This is a genomic window from Vannielia sp. SX4, assembly GCF_052828525.1.
The window spans coordinates 2,831,773-2,848,596 of sequence record NZ_CM128247.1 but is presented as its reverse complement, the minus strand read 5'-3'; the positions used below and the strand labels follow the sequence as shown (position 1 = coordinate 2,848,596).

The following is a 16,824-nucleotide window of genomic DNA, read 5'->3' as shown; positions in this document are numbered from 1 at the left end:
TTTGGTTTGCCTGTGGTGCGAGGGGCGGGACAGGTGCCGATCTATGTATGTTTCGCGGCCAAGGGCTGGTGGGCCTTGGCGTATTCACTCAGTTTTTCAGCGACTTGCGGCGCGGGCGGCGCGGAACGACGGGTGGCGAGGTCGATATGCAGCAGGAGCTGGGTGCAGGTGGCGGAGAGGGTCTCTCCGACGAACATCTCGTGGTACATCCGCAGCTTCTTGCCTTCGGCCATGAGCACCGTGGTGCGGACCTCGCAGGCATCGCCCGCGTGGCACTCGGCCAGATAGCGGATGTGGTTGTCGACGGTGAACCATGTGGCGCCCTGTGCGCCGGGGCTTTCGGGGCCCATGCCGATGGCTACGAGGATGGTATCGCCAGCGTCTGACCAGAGCTGGCCATATCGGCTTTCGTTCATGTGGCCGTTGTAGTCGGTCCAGTCCACGGGGATGGTGCGGCGCAGGGTGATGAGCGGTTCCGGGCCGGGCGGCGGCGGTGGGGGAGTGAGGGATTTGTCATGCGTGTTCAGCAGTTTGCCAGCACCGGCGTCGCGCTGCTTGAGGGCACGGAGCAGGGCGACGAGGTTGGCATCGCGCAGGGTGGTCAGCTCGGCGGTGGTGAGGTGGCCCGATTGCGCATCGGATTGCGCGGCGATCTTTTGCACCAGCGCGTCATCGAGGTCGGGAACATCGGTCAGGTGGCTCCAGGGCCACTTGAGAGCGGGGCCGAACTGGGCGAGGAACTGGGCAAAGCCGCCATCGCCGCCGCCGAGGCGGTAGGTCTCGAACAGGCCCATCTGCGCCCACCGCAGGCCGAAGCCCATGCGGATGGCCTCGTCGATCTGCTCGGTGGTGGCGATGCCATCGTTCACCAGCCAGAGCGCCTCACGCCATACCGACTCGAGCAGGCGGTCGGCGATGTGGCCGTCGATTTCTGCCGTGATCTCAATCGGATACATGCCGATGCTGCGAAGCAACTCCGCGGCTCGGGCGGTGCCTTGCCCGACGAGTTCGACCAGCGGGATCAGGTAGACCGGGTTGAAAGGATGGGCGACGATCACCCGGCCCGCGCCGCCGTTGAGCGCGGCGGGGGTGAAGCCGGAGGTGGAGGAGGCGAGCACCGCATCCGGCGCGGCATGCTCCAGCACTTTGCCCCAGATTTCTTGTTTCAGATCAAGACGTTCCGGGGCGCTCTCCTGCACCCATGCGGCGCCTGTCACCGCCTCTTCCAGCGGGCCGAAGCTCAGCGCGCCCTCGGGCGGCAGGGCGACTTCGGACAGCATCGGCAGGCTGCGGCGGGCGGCATCAAGCGTGGCTGTCAGCCGTTCCTCGGCGCCCGGGGCCGGGTCGTGCACCGCGACATCCCAGCCTGCGAGCAAAAAGCGGGCGGCCCATCCGGCGCCGATGACGCCGGTGCCGAGGATCGCGGCCTTCATTGGCATTTGGTGAAATGGGTCATGAACCCTTCATCCCACCAGAACAGCGTGGTGCCGTTCTCGACCATCAGGATCAGGTCGTTCTCGTATTCTTCGCCTTCGCCCATGCAGGACATGTTCACATCCCATGCGTCGCCGGCGGCGAGGGGCGCGGCTGAGATGATGTCACACCCGTTTTCGTAGCCGCGAAACTCGGTGTCTGCGAGGTAGATCGGCGCTTCGGGCACCTCGCCGTTGGTGTTGGCGCACCAGGCCGGGTCGGCGGCCCAATAACCGGCCCAGGGCGGGATTTCGGCGGCGGCGGGTGTGGCAAAGAGCAAAAGCGCGACAGCAATGCGTTTCATCTGGTTATCTCCGTGAAAGTTAAATTTCTGCTTAAACCGGGGCGCGTTTGACCAGACCGAGGCTATGGCGCATGTCTTGCGCCGTCATCACGCGGGCGCCGAGGCTCTCGATGACACTCACCGCGCGCTCGACGAGCTGGGCGTTGGTTGCCAACTCGCCGCGCGAGAGCATGAGGTTGTCTTCCAGTCCCACGCGGGCGTGGCCGCCTGCAAGGACGGCGGCGGCGACATAGGGCATCTGATCGCGGCCAAGGGAGAAAGCGGAGAAGGTCCAGCCCTCGGGCACACCTGCGACCATGGCGTTGAAGGTGGTCAAGTCATTCGGCGCGCCCCAGGGCACGCCCATGCAAAGCTGCACGAGGGCGGGGCCGTGCAGCACGCCTTCGTCGACCAACTGTCGGGCGAGCCAGAGGTGGCCGGTGTCAAAGGCCTCGATCTCGGGCTTCACGCCCAGATCGGTCATGGCGCGGCCCATGGCGCGGAGCATGCCGGGCGTGTTGGTCATGACATAGTCGTTTTCGGCGAAGTTCATCGTGCCGCAATCGAGCGTGCAGATCTCGGGCAGGCAGTCGGCCACATGGGCGACGCGCTGCTCGGCGGTGAGGATGATGCTCTCCTGGCTGAGCGGGAGCGGGCGCGAGGGCGGGCCGAAGATGAGATCGCCACCGAAACCGGCGGTGAGATTGATCACCATGTCCGGCTCCAGATCGCGGATGCGCTCGACCGTCTCGCGAAAGAGGGCCGGGTCGTGGGAGGGGGCGCCGGTTTCGGGGTCGCGGACGTGGACATGCACGCAGGCGGCCCCGGCGAGTGCGGCCTCGCGGGCGGCCTCGGCGATTTGCTTGGGCGAGCGGGGGACGTGGGGGGAGCGGTCTTGCGTGGCGCCTGCGCCGGTGAGGGCGCAGGTGATGAAGACCTCGCGGGACATGGTGAGCGGCATCGTCTGGTTCTCCCTTTTGGCGGGAGGTTAGGGACGATGCCGCCCCTAGGCAATTGTCTCTGCGCTTACTTCAGGCAATCGGCGTAAACCGTTGCGATATTTTGCAGAAGTTCGCTGTACTGGTCCGGGCCGGGGGTGAGGTCGCGGCCGAGCGGGTCGAGGAAATGGGCCTTGAGCGCGGTGCCCTCCGTGAGTGTGGCAATGGAGGCCTCGGAGGTATCGGGCTCGGTGATGAGGCAGGTCACGCCCTCTTCGGCGGCATGGCGGACCTCTTCCATCGCGCGGGGGCCGGGCGTGTTGCCATCGACGCCCGAGAGGGCATGGGCCGGGGCGAGGTGGAAGTGGGCCTCGAAATAGGCGAAGGCGCGGTGGGTGGCGAGGTATTGGCGGCCCTCGAAGGGGGCGAGGGTGGCCTCGATTTCACCGATGAGCGTGTCGAGCTCGGTGCGCGCGGCCTCGGCGTTGGCGGCGTAGGTTGCGGCATTGTCGGGATCGTGCTCGGAAAGTTCCTCGGCGATCAACGCGAGCCAGGTCTTGGCGTTGTCGGGCGAGAGCCAGACGTGCGGATCTTCGGGGCCGTGGTCGTGGTGATTATGGCCGCCTTCGGCGTGTTCCTCGTGGTCATGATCGTGGTTGTCATGGCCCGTTTCGGCGTGCTCTTCGTGGTCATGATCGTGGTCGTCGTGGCCCGCTTCGGCGTGTTCTTCGTGGTCGTGATCGTGATCGTCATGGCCCGCTTCGGCGTGCTCTTCGTGGTCATGATCGTGGTCGTCGTGACCCGCTTCAGTGTGCTCTTCGTGGCCCTCTTCACCATCATGCATGTGCGGCTCGGCGTCGGCGGTGTCGATCAGCAGGGTGCCGGGCTGCTCCATCAGGGCGATGACGTGGGCGTTCTCGCCGAGGGTCTCGAAGGGTTTTTCGAGGCCCGGCGACATGGCCGGGCCGATCCAGAAAATCAGGTCGGCGTCCTGCGCGGCGCCGGCTTGGGAGGGGCGGAGCGAGAGGGAGTGGCCGGAGCCGCCCTGATCGAGCAGGAGCGTGGGGGTGCCGACGCCCTCCATCACCTTGGCGACGAGAGAATGCACCGGCGGCAGGTCGGTGATGACCTTGGGCTCGGCCAGCGCGGGGGTGGCGGCGATGAGAGCGGCGAGGGAGGGTATGATACGCATGAAGGGTCTCCGATATGAGTCGGGGACGGTGTAATTGTAACGTTATAACATCGCAAGTAGTTAACCCTGCGACCGCGGCGGGCCCGGTGTGAGGGCCGCGCCGCAAGTGCTTGTTATCTCAGCCTTCCAGCACCACGAGGGCGTGGCGCTTTTTGCCAGCGGAGAGTTTGACCGGCGAGGCGAGGGCCGCGGCATCGAGCATCAGCCCGGCATCGGTGAGCGGCGCATCGTCGATCCGGGCGCCATTGTCGGCGATCAGGCGCTTGGCTTCCTTGCCGGATTTCGCCAGCCCGGAGCGGGTGATGAGCTGCACCACCGAGATTCCCTCGGCCACTTCGGCTGCCGTGACCTTCAGCGTTGGCAAGTCATCGCCCACGCCGCCCTTTTCGAAGACTTCGCGCGCGGTGGCCTCTGCCGCCTCTGCCGCCTCAACGCCGTGGCAGAGCGCGGTGACCTCATTGGCGAGCCGGATCTTGGCGTCATTGATCTCGGAGCCTTGTAGCGCGCCGAGCCTTTCGCATTCGTCAACGGGAAGCTCCGTGTAGAGCTTGAGGAAGCGGGCGACATCGGCATCGGTGGTATTGCGCCAGAACTGCCAGAACTCGTAGGGCGCGAGCATGTCGGCGTTGAGCCACATGGCGCCGCCTTGGCTCTTGCCCATCTTGCGGCCGTCGGAGGTGGTCAGCAGCGGCGAGGTCAGGCCGAAGATCTGCTGGTCGATCACCCGGCGGGTGAGGTCGATGCCGTTGACGATGTTGCCCCACTGGTCACTGCCGCCCATCTGGAGCAGGCAGCCGTAGCGGCGGTTCAGCTCCAGAAAGTCGTAGGCCTGAAGGATCATGTAGTTGAATTCGAGGAAGGACAGGCTCTGCTCGCGGTCCAGCCGGGACTTCACGGACTCGAAGCTGAGCATGCGGTTGACCGAGAAGTGCCGGCCGATATCCCGCAGGAATTCCAGATAGTTGAGACCGTCGAGCCATTCGGCGTTGTTGAGCATCAGCGCGTCGGTGGGCGCATCGCCGTAGCTGAGATACTTGGCGAAGACGTTCTTCATCGAGGCGATGTTGTCGTCGATCGCCTCGGGCGTCAGCAGCGGGCGCTCATCGGCGCGGAAGCTCGGGTCGCCCACCTTGGTGGTGCCGCCGCCCATGAGGGTGATCGGCTTGTGGCCCGTCTTCTGCAGCCAGCGCAGCATCATGATGTTCAGCAGGTGGCCGACGTGGAGCGATTTGGCCGTGGCATCGTAGCCGATATAGGCCGGGACCACGCCTTGGATCAGTGCTTCGTCGAGGCCTTGATAGTCGGTGCAATCCGCCAGGAAGCCTCGCTCTATCATCACGGCCATGAAGTCCGATTTGGGGTGGTAGGTCATCGCTCTTTTCCATGTTGCGAAGTGGATTGAGCCCCCCTCATACTGGCAGGCAGGCAAGAGGGGAAGGCCATGTTGAAAAAGGCCAAGGGGCAGGCGCGCGTGAGGGCGCTGGGGGCGATGAGCGGCACCTCGCTGGATGGCGTGGATGCGGCGGTGATCGAGACCGATGGGCAGGAGATTTTTGCCTTTGGGCCAGCCGGTTACCGCGAATACTCCGGGCCGGAGACCCGCGCGCTGAAGGCAGCGCTGGGGAGTTGGCCGGGCGAGCCGGGCGTGGCGGAGGCCGCCGAGATCGTGGAGACCGCCCATGTGGTGATCCTCGAAGAGCTGATGGAGGGCATTGATATTGTTGGCTTTCATGGCCAGACCCTCGCCCATGATCCGGGCGGGCGCGGCACCCATCAGGCCGGGGACGGGCGGGTTGTGGCGGAGGCGCTGGGGCGGCCCGTGGTGTGGGATTTTCGCTCCGATGATGTGGAGATGGGCGGGCAGGGCGCGCCGCTGGCCCCGGCCTATCACTACGCGCTTGCAAAGTTCATCAAGGCTGACAAGCCCTTGGTTTTCCTCAACCTTGGCGGGGTCGGCAATGTCACGTGGATCGACCCGGCAAAAGGGCCGGAGGCGATGCTGGCCTTTGACACCGGGCCTGCCAATGCGCCGGTGAACGACCTCGTGGGCGCGCGGCTGGGCCTGCCCTTTGACGAGGGCGGAGAACTGGCGGCGAAGGGCGAGGTGGATGAGGCCATTTTGGCCCGGTTCGCGGAGCACCGCTACTTCTTCAAGCTGCCGCCAAAGTCGCTCGACCGGGATGATTTTGCTCAGCTTTCCCAAGAGGTTGCGGGGCTTTCCGATGAGGATGCGGTGGCGACGTTAACGGCTGCCGTGGCCGCCTCTGTGGCCTTGGGGCAGGAGCATTTTCCGGCCCCTGCAGAGCGGGTTCTGGTGACGGGCGGCGGGCGGAAAAACCCGGTGATGATGGCGATGATCGCCGAAGGCCTCGGCTGCCCGGTGGAGCCGGTGGAGGCCGTGGGGCTGGACGGAGATATGCTGGAAGCTCAAGCCTTTGCCTATCTGGCGGTGCGGGTGGCGAAGGGGCTGCCGACCTCTTGGCCGGGCACCACGGGCGCGCGGGCGGCGGTGGGCGGAGGCGTTGTTTCGCAGCCCTCCGGGGGCTTTGCAAAAATGCAAGACGCGGCGGGGTAAATCGCGTTAACCGTGAATTTCCTCAATGCAGAAGTGATGCACATTCCATGCACATCCTATGCATACGACAAAAATGCAAAGCCTCGAGAGGTTAACGCATCGGGCGGTTTTTCGGGCGCGCTCTATCGCCCGCCGAGGTGCCTTTGCCGGGGCCGAACCTTCATGACGGCATTCGTCACGTGACCCGGAGCGGCGCGCCGGGATAGCCCTCTGTCCCAAGGTGACGGGCCTTGGACATGAGGAGACGACGGATGAGACTGATTGCAACGACAATGGCCGTGCTGGCGGCCTGCGGCACCCTTGCAGGCGGGCTGGAAGCAGCCCCGGTGGCGAGCGCCAAGAGCCACGGCTATCGCGGCGCGGATGCCGCCAAGTATCAGCGGCTGGTGGGCAGCTATGCCAAGCGGAGCTGCAAGCAGCTGGCGCAGGAATACAGCAAGGCGGCCAAGCTGGCGGGCAAGCGCGAGAAGGGCACCGGGTTGCAGGTTGTCGGCGCGTTGATCGGGCGCGGCAAGGCGGCGGGCGTGGCGGCCGAGATCGGCGGCAACGTGGTGAAGGATGCCGCCCTGCGCCGGGATGCGGCGAAATCGGTTTACAAGGCGAAGCGCTGCGGCTGAGGCGGCGGTTCCCGACCCTGCCGCGAGAGCGGCGGGGCGAGATATGTCGCCTGAGTGGTCACCGGAGGCTGCGCAAGTAGCTCTGTGTGAAGGCGGCATAGCCCGGGCTCACCTGATGGAGGTGGGCCCGGGTTTTTTTGTGCAAGCGGGGCAGCGCGTGGAAGGGGACGGCGGGGAAGGCGTGGTGCTCGGCGTGGTAGGGCATGTTCCATGCCAGCGCCCGGATGAGGCGGGTGGTCAGGGTGGTGCGGGTGTTGGCCAGCATGTTGGCGACCGGCGGGCAGAGGCCGTGCTCGGCCAAAAGGTAGAGCCGGAGCGCGGGCTGGCCGAGAAGCAGCGGGAGGAGCCAGAAAGTAAGGGCCTGCGCGGGGGCGAGGGTGAGGAGGAGGGCGTAGGCGACGATATGAATGCGCGCCTCCCACACCACGGCGCGGCGTTTGGTCGGGGGCACATAGGCGGCGGGGCGGCCGGTGGCGTTGCGCCAGAGCGCGGTGAGGTTGCCGCGCCAGTAGCCCCAGCCGGTGAGATAGAGCGCCAGGGCGGCGCGGGTGCCGGGCCGGGGGTGGCCTGCGATCTCGGGGTCGCGCGCCGGGTCGCCGGTGTGGCGGTGGTGCGCGAAGTGGAAGTAGCGAAACCAGAGGAACGGCAGCAGCAGCACCGCCCCGGCGAGGTGACCGGTGGCCTCGTTCAGCCAGCGGGTGCGGAAGGGCGTTTGGTGGGTGCATTCATGGGTGAGAGTGAAGAGGAATGTGAGAGCGATGCCATAGGGCAGGAGCATTGCCCACCAGAGCGGCGCGGCGGCGGAGATATAGGCGGCCATCGCGGCGAGCGCCCCGAGGTGGGCGGCGAGACGCAGCAGGGCGGGGCCGTTGCGGCGGGTGGTCAGGCGCTGCCGTTCCTCAGCCGAAAGGCTGGCGAGCAGCGCCTTATGATCCATCGGGGATATGGAAGCCCGGGGGTGCGAGGGTGAAGCCCTCGAACCGGAAGCCGGGGGAGACTGTGCAGCCGACCAGCGCCCAGCCGGAGGCATCGGCCTCGGCGGCCTGCCAGTGGTCTTTGGGGACGATCAGCTGGGGCGCGCCGAGGGTGAGGTCTGGCCCGAGCCGGTGGCGGGTGGCGGGGCCATGCTCGGTGGCGGCGATCCGCAAGGTGAGCGGGGTGCCGGCGTAGAAGTGCCAGATCTCGGTGGCATCGACCCGGTGCCAGTGGCTGCGCTCGCCGGGCCTCAGCAGAAAGTAGATGCAGGTGCCTGCGGGGCGGCCTTGGGCGGGCTCCTCCACCCATGTCTGGCGGTAGTGGCCGCCTTCGGGGTGGGGCTGCAGGCCGAGGCGGTCGATGATCTCTTGCGCGTCCATGGGCAGAGGCTAGCCTTGCGCGCGCAGGAGCGCAAAGGGGCAGGCGATGCGGGAACGGGTTGTGATTGTGGGCGCGGGGCTGATCGGGGCGAGTTGCGCCTACCGGCTGACGCAGGCCGGGGCCGAGGTGGTGGTGATCGACGCGGGCCAGCCCGGCGGCGTGGCGACCGCGGCGAGCTTTGGCTGGATCAACGCGAGTTTTTACCACGACGCGCATCACTTTCGCCTGCGGCAGGAGGCGATGGAGGCGTGGCGCCGGCTCGAGCGGGAGGCGGGCCGGTTGGTGGACTGGTGCGGTTGCGTGAACTGGGAGGTCGAGGACGTGGCGGAGTTGCAGGCCTTTGGCTACCCGGTGCAGCCGTGGGATGCCGAGGCGCTGCGCGAGGAGGTGCCGGGGCTGGCGGAGGTGCCGGAGCGCGCATGGTTTATGCCCTCGGAGGGCGTGGTGGAGGCGGCGCCGGTGGCACGGCACCTGCTGGAGGCCTCGGGCGCACGGGTGCTGAGCGGCTGCCGGGCCGAGCGGGTGGAGGTTGCAGGCGGGCGCGTGACCGGCGTGGCAGTGGAGGGCGGCGTGATTTCGGGCGACCGGGTGCTCATTTGCGCGGGCGTGGGTGCGGCAGCGCTGGTGGAGCCGCTGGGCGTGCCGCTGCCGATGCTGACCCGCCCGGCGGTGGTGCTGCGCACGACCCCGGTGGAGACCCGCTTTGCGCCGGTGCTGGTGCCGGGCGGCATGGAGATCCGGCAGGACGGGCAGGGATGCCTGATCGTGCCGGCTTCGCCCAACCATCAGGCCGATGAAACCGAGGCGCTGCCTGAGAGCGCTGAGGCGATGGCGGAGGCCACGCTGGCAAGGGTTCGCGGCCTCTTTCCGGAGTTGGAGATCGGGCTGGCGGAGGCCCGGCTGGCGTGGCGCCCGGTGCCGGGAGACGGGTTGCCGGTTGTGGGGAAATGCGGGCCGGAGGGGCTGTGGCTGACGGTGATGCACTCGGGCGTCACGCTGGGCGCGCTCATGGGCGAGATGGTGGCCGCCGAGATGGACGGGGGCGAGGCGCCTTTGCTTGCGCCTTATCGGCCCGCCCGCTTTGCCTGACCTTTTTGGCCGTTCGCGCGTTGGGGCTGGGAACAGTCAGAGGAGCGCAAGATGAGCGACGTGAAGGAAGGCGACCGCGTAAAGTGGGATTGGGGGCAGGGCACGGCAGAGGGCAAGGTGCGCTCGGTCCACGAGGAGACGGTGGAGCGCAAGCCGCAGGGCGAGGTGGTGAAGCGGAAGGGTAGCAAGGATGACCCGGCGCTTTACATCGAGCAGGATGACGGCGACCGGGTGCTGAAGCTGGCGAGCGAGGTGCGCAAGGCCTGAGCGGCCTGAGGCCCTCAGGAGGAGCTGCTCTGGCCGGAGGCGAGCATCAGCTTGCGGAAAACCTCGGGCGGGATATCGCAGGAAATCGAGACCTCGGCCACGCTGTCCCGCCGCTGGGCATGGCCGCGCTTGCGGCGGTTCTCGGCGAAAGCGTCCCACCCCTCGCTGACCGGTACGAAGAGCCAGTCGCCTCGCACGGAGGCGCGGCGGGTGGCGGAGCCGCTGTTGATCGGCGAGAAGTCGATGGCGGGGGCGAAGGCGTCGTAAAAGCGGCGGCTGTCGAGCCGGACCTGAACGATATCATCCTCGGCCTTGAGGCTGGCGGCAAAGGTCGAGCCGCCGCCGGTGGGCCAGAAGAAGAGACGCGAGTTCAGCACGTCGGACCAGCTTTCAAGCGTGTGACCCTCGAGAAAGGTCTCGGCCTGGGCGGCGCCTGCGATCAGCGGGCGCTGGTGGTTGAGCTTGATGGTGCGGGTATCGAGCTTGATCTCGGTGCGCTCCTTGCGCAGACGCAGATCGCGCGGGTCGATGCCCGCCCGGCGGGCGATTTCGGCGGCGCGGATCAAACCGCCCGCGTTGATGCCCGGCACGTTGGAGCGCATCGTCAGATGCACAAGCTGCGGGCCGACATGCTCGACGAACTCTTCCTGGTTCATATTGCCTTATCTCACGTCGCGTAACCTTTCATCGGCTCTACAAGACGGATCGAGCTGGGTAAACCGTGGGGTGACACCGGTTTTTGGGTTCAGGCGCAGGTGTTTGCATCGTGCCACAGCTAGGTATGCCGCAGACGCGTGGGCATTGGATGTGACGCAGGCAGGCGGTTGGTTCGGGCTGGATGCGGCGGCGCGGGAGAACCGGGCCGGGGGGCCTCGGACCCCGGGTGGGGCGCGAGGCGATCTGTTTAGCGGGGCCGGGGCCTCTGCGCGGGGCTCAGCCTTTCAGGATCGAGCGGCCCGCGTAGATGGCGGTTTCGGCCAGCTCTTCCTCGATGCGGATGAGCTGGTTGTACTTGGCCAGCCGGTCAGAACGGGCGAGGGAGCCGGTCTTGATCTGGCCGCAGTTTGTGGCCACGGCGAGGTCGGCGATGGTGGCATCTTCGGTCTCGCCGGAGCGGTGCGACATGACGTTGGTGTAGCGCGCGCGGTGCGCCATATCGACGGCCTTGAGGGTCTCGGTGAGGGTGCCGATCTGGTTGACCTTCACCAGCATGGAGTTGGCGACGCCCTTCGAGATGCCATCGGCCAGACGGGCGGGGTTCGTGACGAAGAGGTCGTCGCCCACAAGCTGGACCTTGTCGCCGATCTTGTCGGTCAGGATCTTCCAGCCCTCCCAGTCATCCTCCGACATGCCGTCTTCGATGGAGATGATCGGGTAGTCGCTGGCGAGCTTGGCGAGGTAGTCGGCGTTTTCTTCCGAGGAGAGCGAGGCGCCTTCGCCCTTCATCTCGTATTTGCCGCCCTTGTAATACTCGGTCGCGGCGCAATCGAGGGCGAGGGCGATCTCTTCGCCCGGTTTGTAGCCGGCCTTCTCGATGGACTTGAGAATGAAGTCGAGCGCGTCTCGGGTGGAGGCCAGCTCGGGGGCGAAGCCGCCCTCGTCACCGAGGCCGGTGGACATGCCGGCAGCGGAAAGCTCGCCCTTGAGGGTGTGGAACACTTCCGACCCCATGCGCACCGCCTCGGCGATGGTCGGGGCGGAGACCGGCATGATCATGAATTCCTGGATGTCGATCGGATTGTCGGCGTGCTCACCGCCGTTGATGATGTTCATCATCGGCACCGGCAGGGTGCGGGCGGAGGTGCCGCCGACGTAGCGGTAGAGCGGCTGGCCGGTGAATTCGGCGGCGGCTTTGGCCACGGCGAGGCTGACGCCGAGGATGGCGTTGGCGCCGAGGCGGCCCTTGTTGGGGGTGCCGTCCAGCTCGATCATCGCGCCGTCGAGCGCGACCTGTTCGGTGGCCTCGAAGCCGACCAGCGCCTCGGCGATCTCGCCGTTCACCGCAGCGACGGCCTCGCGGACGCCTTTGCCCTTGTAGCGGGACTTGTCGCCATCGCGCTTTTCGACCGCTTCATGGGCGCCGGTGGACGCACCGGAGGGCACGGCGGCGCGGCCGAGCGTGCCGTCTTCGAGGGTCACGTCGACCTCGACGGTGGGGTTGCCGCGGCTGTCGAGGATCTCGCGGGCGTGAATGTCGATGATGGTGGACATGGGGGCGGCCTCCCTTGGCGCGTGTCGTTTGCCCTACGTCATAGCAGCCGGGGGGCGTGGTGCAAGCCGGGATGTGATAGCGCTAACAGGATCGGCGGAAGTGGGGCGGCAGATGCCGACCTACGCAGCGCGGCGGCGTTCGCGGAGGAAGGCGTAGAGACCGGCGGCGATGATCAGCAGGGAGCCTGCGATCGTCCAGCCATCGGGGCGCTCGGAGAAGAAGGTGACGGCGATGAGCGTGGCGAAGAGCAGGCGGGAGTAGCGGAAGGGGGCGACCGTGGCCAGCTCGCCGACGCGGACGGCGGCGGTGAGGGCGAGGTAGCCCACGAGGGTGAAGGCGACGCCGAGCGGCGCCCAGGCGAGGGAGGCAGGGGTGAGCGGCACGAAGCCGGGCCCGATCAACAGCGCGGCCACGGCGGCCAGCGGCACCAGTGAGAAGCCCCAGGCGGCCAAGGTCAGCGAGGGGATGGTGCGGGGCGCGGCGCGGGTCGTCAGATCACGCGCCGAGAGCGCCACGGCGGCGGCGACGGCGACGAGGGAGGCCGGGTCGAAGGCCTCCATGCCGGGGCGGACGATCATCAGCATCCCGACCATGCCGGCGGCCACCGCCGACCAGCGCCGCCAGCCGACCTTTTCGCCAAAGAACAGCGCAGCCCCGAGGGTGACGAGGATGGGGTTCATCTGCATCAGGGCGGAGACGGTGGTGAGGGGCGCCAGCGCGATGGCGAGAGTGATGGTGATCGAGGCCACCGCCTCGGAGAGGCTGCGGCCCACCACGGCGGGGTGGAAGAAGGCGCGAGAGAACACAGGCTCGCCCCGGACCAGCGCGGCGGCGCAGAAGATCGCCGCCGTGGTGCCCCCGAGGATGAGGATCACCTGAGGGGCGGGCATGTAGGCGGCCATCAGCTTGACGATGCTGTCGGTGCAGGCGAGGCCCAGCATGGCCAGCACCATCAGCGCGATGCCCTTGAGATTGTCCGACACCCGCCGCCCTTTCATTTTCTTTCGGTGCAGCCCTACAGGGCCGCGGCGGGGAGTAACAGGGGGCAGCTGTCAGTCGTCGGTCGGCTCGCTCGGGGAGTCGCCGGAGGCTTCACCGGGCGCGTCCTTTTCGAACAGGCCGAAGGTGCCGGAGGACTGGGAGGCGCTGGCGCGGTCGAAGTAGCCCTCAGCGGCCAGACCACGGCGCAAGAGTTCGCGCACAGCGGCAGACCGGCTGGGCATACGGTGCTTGAACCGCCAGTCGTCGAGCGCGACGGTTTCCTCTTCGGTCAGCATGATCTGCAGCCGATCGGTGCGTTTGGCGTTGTTGTCACTCATCGTCGTCACTTCCGGAAACTGCCTTTTCCGCTTGTTAACTGAGGAAACGGGCGGTGGGCGCCGAAGTTCCGCGGAATGTGCAAAAAATACCAACTATGAGTAAGTTGCGCAAGGTGCTGACTAATCTGTGCTTGCAGCATGTGTGTATGTTAAGTATCAGAGAAAAAAGGAAAAATTGCTACCGGCGCGGCGCTGTGGTATAGTTGGGTCGGAGGTGCAGATTTGGACTACGACCGGACAGCAAAACCAGAGGTTGAGACCACGGCCGAACGTGTGGCGGTGGTTTGCTCTGACCGTATTCTGGCGCTCGACTTGCAGATGATGCTGTCGGAGGCCGGATACGAGGTGGTGGAGGTGCCATCCTACGACGCGCTGGCAACGCCGCAGTCCAGCGTGTCTTCGGCGGTTGTCGACATTGGCGACAAGCCGGAGGCGGCGGTGACGGCGCTGTTGCGGCTGGCGACGGCCAATATTCCGCATGTGATCCTGTCGGATGAGGCGCAGGAGCTGCCCTTGAGCCTGTCGGGCGAGATGCTGCGAGGCACCTTGCACAAGCCGATCCGGGTTGACGAACTGCTGCCGCTCCTCGGCCAGTCGGTGCCGCCTCAGCGGGGTGTGCGGCGGATGCCGTAAAGCTCCAGCCGGTGGCCCTTGAGCTCGTAGCCGAGGCGCTCGGCGATCTTTTCCTGCAAGGCTTCAATTTCGGGGTCGACGAACTCGATCACCTCGCCGGTCTTCATGTCGATCAGGTGATCGTGGTGATCGCGCTCGGCGTCCTCGTAGCGGGCGCGGCCATCGCCGAATTCCAACTTTTCGAGCAACCCGGCCTCTTCAAACAGCTTCACCGTGCGGTAGACCGTGGCGAGCGAGATCCGCGGGTCCACGGCGGAGGCGCGGGCATAGAGCTCTTCCACGTCCGGGTGGTCGGAGGCGGCATCGAGCACTTCGGCGATCACCTTGCGCTGGCCGGTGATGCGCAGGCCCTTGGCGGCGGAACGCTCAATGAGGGTAGGGGTCGTCATGGGGGCCTCCGGCTGGTGGCACGGGTTTAGCGGGGGCGGCGGCGGATTTCCAGCGGCCCGGGGGGCGGGCGCGGATTTTCCAGTTCAGGTCAGAGAGAGGGTGCCGCTCATGACCGGCACGGCGGCGCCGGAGATGGTGACGGAGGTCTCGGTGGTGCGCAGGCCGATGCGCGAGGGGCGGCCCATGTCGTCGCCCTGGTGGATTGTCAGGGTCTGGGGGCCGTGGAGAGAGGTGAGGTAGGCACCGAGGGCCGCGCAAGCGGAGCCGGTGGCCGGGTCTTCGGGGATATTGTCGAGCGGGGCGAACATGCGGGCGTGGATGGTGGCGCCGTCGCGCCAATAGGCGAATTGGGCGAAGTCGAGCGAGCCGGGATGGGCGGCGGCGCCCTGTTTGAAGGCGGCGGTGTCGGGCACGCAGGCGGCAAGGGCCTCGCGGGTGGTCAGCTCGCTTAGGGTGAAGGGCAGGCCGACGGAGGCGAGGACGGGCGGGTTGGCAAGCGCGGTTTCGGGCAGGCCGATGGCGCGGGCGGTGAGGGATGGCTCGGGGTGGGCGAGGATTTGCAGGGCGACCTCTGTGGTGAAGCGGGCTTCGGTTTCGGTCGCATGGGCGCGGATCGGACCGACGCCCAGTTCGAGGGTCATCTCGGGGCCGTCGCCTGCGCGGGCGAGGGCGACGGCGGTGCCGATCAGCGGGTGGCCAGCGAAGGGGATCTCCATGGTGGGAGTGAAGATGCGGACGCGGGCGGTGTGGGCGGGGTCTTCAGGCGGGAAGACGAAGGTGGTTTCGGAGTAGTTGAACTCGGCGGCGATCTTCTGGAGGGCGTCTTCGGGAAGGGCGCGCGCGTCTGGGATGACGGCGAGCGGGTTGCCGGTGAAGGGGATGGAGGTGAAGACGTCTAGGGTGAGGTAGGGGGTCATGGGCAGCGGTCGGGTCAGAAAAGTCTGCAGGGGAGGTGGAATTCGCCCGGCCTGCGGGCTGGCAATGTGGTGGGCAAATTGCCTGCCCTATCTCTCCCGGCGTGCCATGAAGGCCAGCCTTTCAAACAGATGCACGTCCTGCTCGTTCTTCAAGAGCGCGCCGTGGAGTTTGGGAAGGGCGTTGGCGCCGTTGCGTTTGAGGTCTTCGGGGGTGAGGTCTTCGGCGAGGAGGAGTTTGAGCCAGTCGAGCACCTCCGACGTTGACGGTTTCTTCTTCAGGCCGGGTTGGTCGCGGATTTCGTAGAACTGAGTGAGCGCGGTGGTCAGCAGGTCGGCCTTGATGCCGGGGTGGTGGACCTCGACGATCTGGCGGAGCGTGTCCATCTCGGGGAAGCGGATGAAGTGGAAGAAGCAGCGGCGCAGGAAGGCGTCGGGCAGTTCTTTTTCGTTGTTCGAGGTGATGATGACGATGGGGCGGTTCTCGGCCTTCACCGTCTGGCCGGTTTCGTAGACGTGAAACTCCATCCGGTCGAGCTCTTGCAGCAGGTCGTTGGGGAACTCGATGTCGGCCTTGTCGATCTCGTCGATCAGCAGCACCACGCGGCCCGTCGCGGAGAAGGCCTCCCAGAGTTTGCCGGGCTTGATGTAATTGGCCACGTCATGCACGCGCTCGTCGCCAAGCTGGCTGTCGCGGAGGCGGCTGACGGCGTCATATTCATAGAGCCCCTGCTGGGCGCGGGTGGTGGACTTGATGTGCCATTCGATCATCGGCAGACCGAGCGCGGCGCTGACCTGGCGGGCCAGTTCTGTCTTGCCGGTGCCGGGCTCGCCCTTGACCAGAAGCGGCCGCTCCAGCGCCACGGCGGCATTGACCGCAACGGTCAGGTCTTCAGTCGCGACGTAGCTCTCGGTGCCTTCGAATTTCATGATTTTCCTCAATCTTCTGCCGTGGGCCTGATTGTGATCACGGCATGGTCAATTCCACCCTGACGGCATTAAAAGACAGTGACAAGGGGGGCAGGCGCGTGTAGATGGACCGCATTGGAGCGCGTGATGCAAACGACTCGACAGAGTGAAAGAAAAGCACAGCCCGAGGGAGCACGGATGAAGCAGGAACTTTTTCTGGACGACGATTATCGCCCGGCCGAAGACGAACCCTTCATGAACGATCGCCAGACGGAATACTTCCGTCGCAAGCTGATCCAGTGGCGCGAAGACCTGCTGTCTGACAGCCGCGACACGATCGAAGCCTTGCAGGATGGCACTCGCAACATCCCAGACATCGCCGACCGTGCCAGTGAAGAGACCGACCGGGCTCTGGAACTGCGCACCCGCGACCGTCAGCGCAAGCTGGTGGCCAAGATCGACTCGGCGCTGCGCCGGATCGAGAACGGCGAATACGGATATTGCGAAGAGACCGGTGAGCCGATCAGCCTGAAGCGGCTGGATGCCCGCCCGATCGCCACGCTGAGCCTTGAGGCGCAGGAGCGCCACGAGCGCCGCGAGAAGGTGCATCGGGACGACTGATCCCTTGATGCTGATTGCAAAACGCGCCCGGAGGCC

General features: G+C 66.5%; 20 protein-coding genes. 6 read left to right on the top strand and 14 right to left on the bottom strand.

The genetic code is table 11. The features are described 5' to 3' along the window. Positions 1 to 41 precede the first annotated feature (41 nt). From ACUXVX_RS14065 to tyrS, 5 genes are all read right to left on the bottom strand, one after another. Entirely contained in the window at positions 42 to 1,433 is a 1,392-nt protein-coding gene (locus ACUXVX_RS14065) for a carnitine 3-dehydrogenase (RefSeq protein ID WP_446308786.1), read from the bottom strand. Further along, the gene (locus ACUXVX_RS14060) at positions 1,430 to 1,777 is read right to left on the bottom strand and encodes a hypothetical protein (protein ID WP_446308785.1); all 348 of its coding nucleotides are present in this window, start codon (positions 1,775 to 1,777) and stop codon (positions 1,430 to 1,432) included. Before ACUXVX_RS14060 ends, ACUXVX_RS14065 begins: the two co-directional genes overlap by 4 nt. A 31-nt stretch (positions 1,778 to 1,808) precedes the next feature. Then, a complete protein-coding gene (locus tag ACUXVX_RS14055) occupies positions 1,809 to 2,717 on the bottom strand; it encodes a 3-keto-5-aminohexanoate cleavage protein (RefSeq protein WP_446308784.1) in 909 nt (302 codons plus the stop codon). 65 nt (positions 2,718 to 2,782) lie between these two features. Next, complete coding sequence (locus ACUXVX_RS14050; RefSeq protein ID WP_446308783.1) at positions 2,783 to 3,886, bottom strand: zinc ABC transporter substrate-binding protein; 1,104 nt, start codon at positions 3,884 to 3,886, stop codon at positions 2,783 to 2,785. A gap of 118 nt (positions 3,887 to 4,004) precedes the next feature. After that, a complete protein-coding gene (tyrS, locus tag ACUXVX_RS14045; protein ID WP_446308782.1) occupies positions 4,005 to 5,258 on the bottom strand; it encodes a tyrosine--tRNA ligase in 1,254 nt (417 codons plus the stop codon). A 69-nt stretch (positions 5,259 to 5,327) separates the two neighbouring features. Between tyrS and ACUXVX_RS14040 the strand changes: the two genes are divergently transcribed. Further along, complete coding sequence (locus tag ACUXVX_RS14040; RefSeq protein ID WP_446308781.1) at positions 5,328 to 6,461, top strand: anhydro-N-acetylmuramic acid kinase; 1,134 nt, start codon at positions 5,328 to 5,330, stop codon at positions 6,459 to 6,461. A 251-nt stretch (positions 6,462 to 6,712) separates the two neighbouring features. Continuing rightward, the gene (locus tag ACUXVX_RS14035) at positions 6,713 to 7,078 is read left to right on the top strand and encodes a hypothetical protein (RefSeq protein ID WP_446308780.1); all 366 of its coding nucleotides are present in this window, start codon (positions 6,713 to 6,715) and stop codon (positions 7,076 to 7,078) included. A 58-nt stretch (positions 7,079 to 7,136) separates the two neighbouring features. Here ACUXVX_RS14035 and ACUXVX_RS14030 read toward each other — a convergent pair whose 3' ends face one another. Next, positions 7,137 to 8,015: a fatty acid desaturase gene (locus ACUXVX_RS14030; protein ID WP_446308779.1), complete on the bottom strand. Its 879-nt coding sequence runs from the start codon at positions 8,013 to 8,015 to the stop codon at positions 7,137 to 7,139. Next, entirely contained in the window at positions 8,005 to 8,433 is a 429-nt protein-coding gene (locus tag ACUXVX_RS14025) for a cupin domain-containing protein (protein WP_446308778.1), read from the bottom strand. The genes ACUXVX_RS14030 and ACUXVX_RS14025 overlap by 11 nt, the downstream gene beginning before the upstream one ends. Positions 8,434 to 8,479: 46 nt before the next feature. Here ACUXVX_RS14025 and ACUXVX_RS14020 point away from each other — a divergent pair, with 46 nt between their 5' ends. Then, positions 8,480 to 9,523, top strand: a complete 1,044-nt coding sequence (locus ACUXVX_RS14020; protein ID WP_446308777.1) for an NAD(P)/FAD-dependent oxidoreductase — start codon at positions 8,480 to 8,482, stop codon at positions 9,521 to 9,523. Between the two features lie 51 nt (positions 9,524 to 9,574). After that, positions 9,575 to 9,790 carry a DUF2945 domain-containing protein gene (locus ACUXVX_RS14015; protein ID WP_446308776.1) on the top strand — a complete coding sequence of 72 codons (216 nt, stop codon included), beginning with the start codon at positions 9,575 to 9,577 and terminating at the stop codon, positions 9,788 to 9,790. Between the two features lie 14 nt (positions 9,791 to 9,804). Here the strand turns inward: ACUXVX_RS14015 and ACUXVX_RS14010 are convergent, their stop codons facing one another. The 4 genes from ACUXVX_RS14010 to ACUXVX_RS13995 all read right to left on the bottom strand — a co-directional run bounded on the left by ACUXVX_RS14010 (position 9,805) and on the right by ACUXVX_RS13995 (position 13,321). After that, positions 9,805 to 10,446 (bottom strand): DUF7002 family protein, encoded by a 642-nt coding sequence (locus ACUXVX_RS14010; protein WP_446308775.1) that lies wholly within the window; start codon positions 10,444 to 10,446, stop codon positions 9,805 to 9,807. Positions 10,447 to 10,723: 277 nt separating this feature from the next. Further along, positions 10,724 to 12,001: a phosphopyruvate hydratase gene (eno, locus tag ACUXVX_RS14005; RefSeq protein ID WP_222468984.1), complete on the bottom strand. Its 1,278-nt coding sequence runs from the start codon at positions 11,999 to 12,001 to the stop codon at positions 10,724 to 10,726. Positions 12,002 to 12,121: 120 nt separating this feature from the next. After that, positions 12,122 to 12,985 (bottom strand): DMT family transporter, encoded by an 864-nt coding sequence (locus tag ACUXVX_RS14000; protein WP_222493572.1) that lies wholly within the window; start codon positions 12,983 to 12,985, stop codon positions 12,122 to 12,124. A 69-nt stretch (positions 12,986 to 13,054) separates the two neighbouring features. Then, positions 13,055 to 13,321 carry a hypothetical protein gene (locus tag ACUXVX_RS13995; RefSeq protein ID WP_222468986.1) on the bottom strand — a complete coding sequence of 89 codons (267 nt, stop codon included), beginning with the start codon at positions 13,319 to 13,321 and terminating at the stop codon, positions 13,055 to 13,057. A gap of 222 nt (positions 13,322 to 13,543) precedes the next feature. On the opposite strand from ACUXVX_RS13995, the gene ACUXVX_RS13990 reads away from it, so the two are divergent. Next, positions 13,544 to 13,954: a hypothetical protein gene (locus ACUXVX_RS13990; RefSeq protein ID WP_222468987.1), complete on the top strand. Its 411-nt coding sequence runs from the start codon at positions 13,544 to 13,546 to the stop codon at positions 13,952 to 13,954. Here ACUXVX_RS13990 and ACUXVX_RS13985 read toward each other — a convergent pair. The 3 genes from ACUXVX_RS13985 to ACUXVX_RS13975 form a co-directional block, all read right to left on the bottom strand. Continuing rightward, positions 13,927 to 14,343, bottom strand: a complete 417-nt coding sequence (locus ACUXVX_RS13985; RefSeq protein WP_222468988.1) for a Fur family transcriptional regulator — start codon at positions 14,341 to 14,343, stop codon at positions 13,927 to 13,929. The two genes, ACUXVX_RS13990 and ACUXVX_RS13985, sit on opposite strands and share 28 nt — an antisense overlap. An 84-nt stretch (positions 14,344 to 14,427) precedes the next feature. After that, the gene (locus tag ACUXVX_RS13980) at positions 14,428 to 15,261 is read right to left on the bottom strand and encodes a PhzF family phenazine biosynthesis protein (protein WP_446308774.1); all 834 of its coding nucleotides are present in this window, start codon (positions 15,259 to 15,261) and stop codon (positions 14,428 to 14,430) included. An 87-nt stretch (positions 15,262 to 15,348) separates the two neighbouring features. Next, positions 15,349 to 16,188 (bottom strand): AAA family ATPase, encoded by an 840-nt coding sequence (locus tag ACUXVX_RS13975; RefSeq protein WP_446308773.1) that lies wholly within the window; start codon positions 16,186 to 16,188, stop codon positions 15,349 to 15,351. A 177-nt stretch (positions 16,189 to 16,365) separates the two neighbouring features. On the opposite strand from ACUXVX_RS13975, the gene dksA reads away from it, so the two are divergent. Beyond that, on the top strand, positions 16,366 to 16,788 hold the full coding sequence (gene dksA / locus ACUXVX_RS13970; RefSeq protein WP_222468992.1) for an RNA polymerase-binding protein DksA: 423 nt from the start codon (positions 16,366 to 16,368) through the stop codon (positions 16,786 to 16,788). Positions 16,789 to 16,824: the final 36 nt, after the last annotated feature.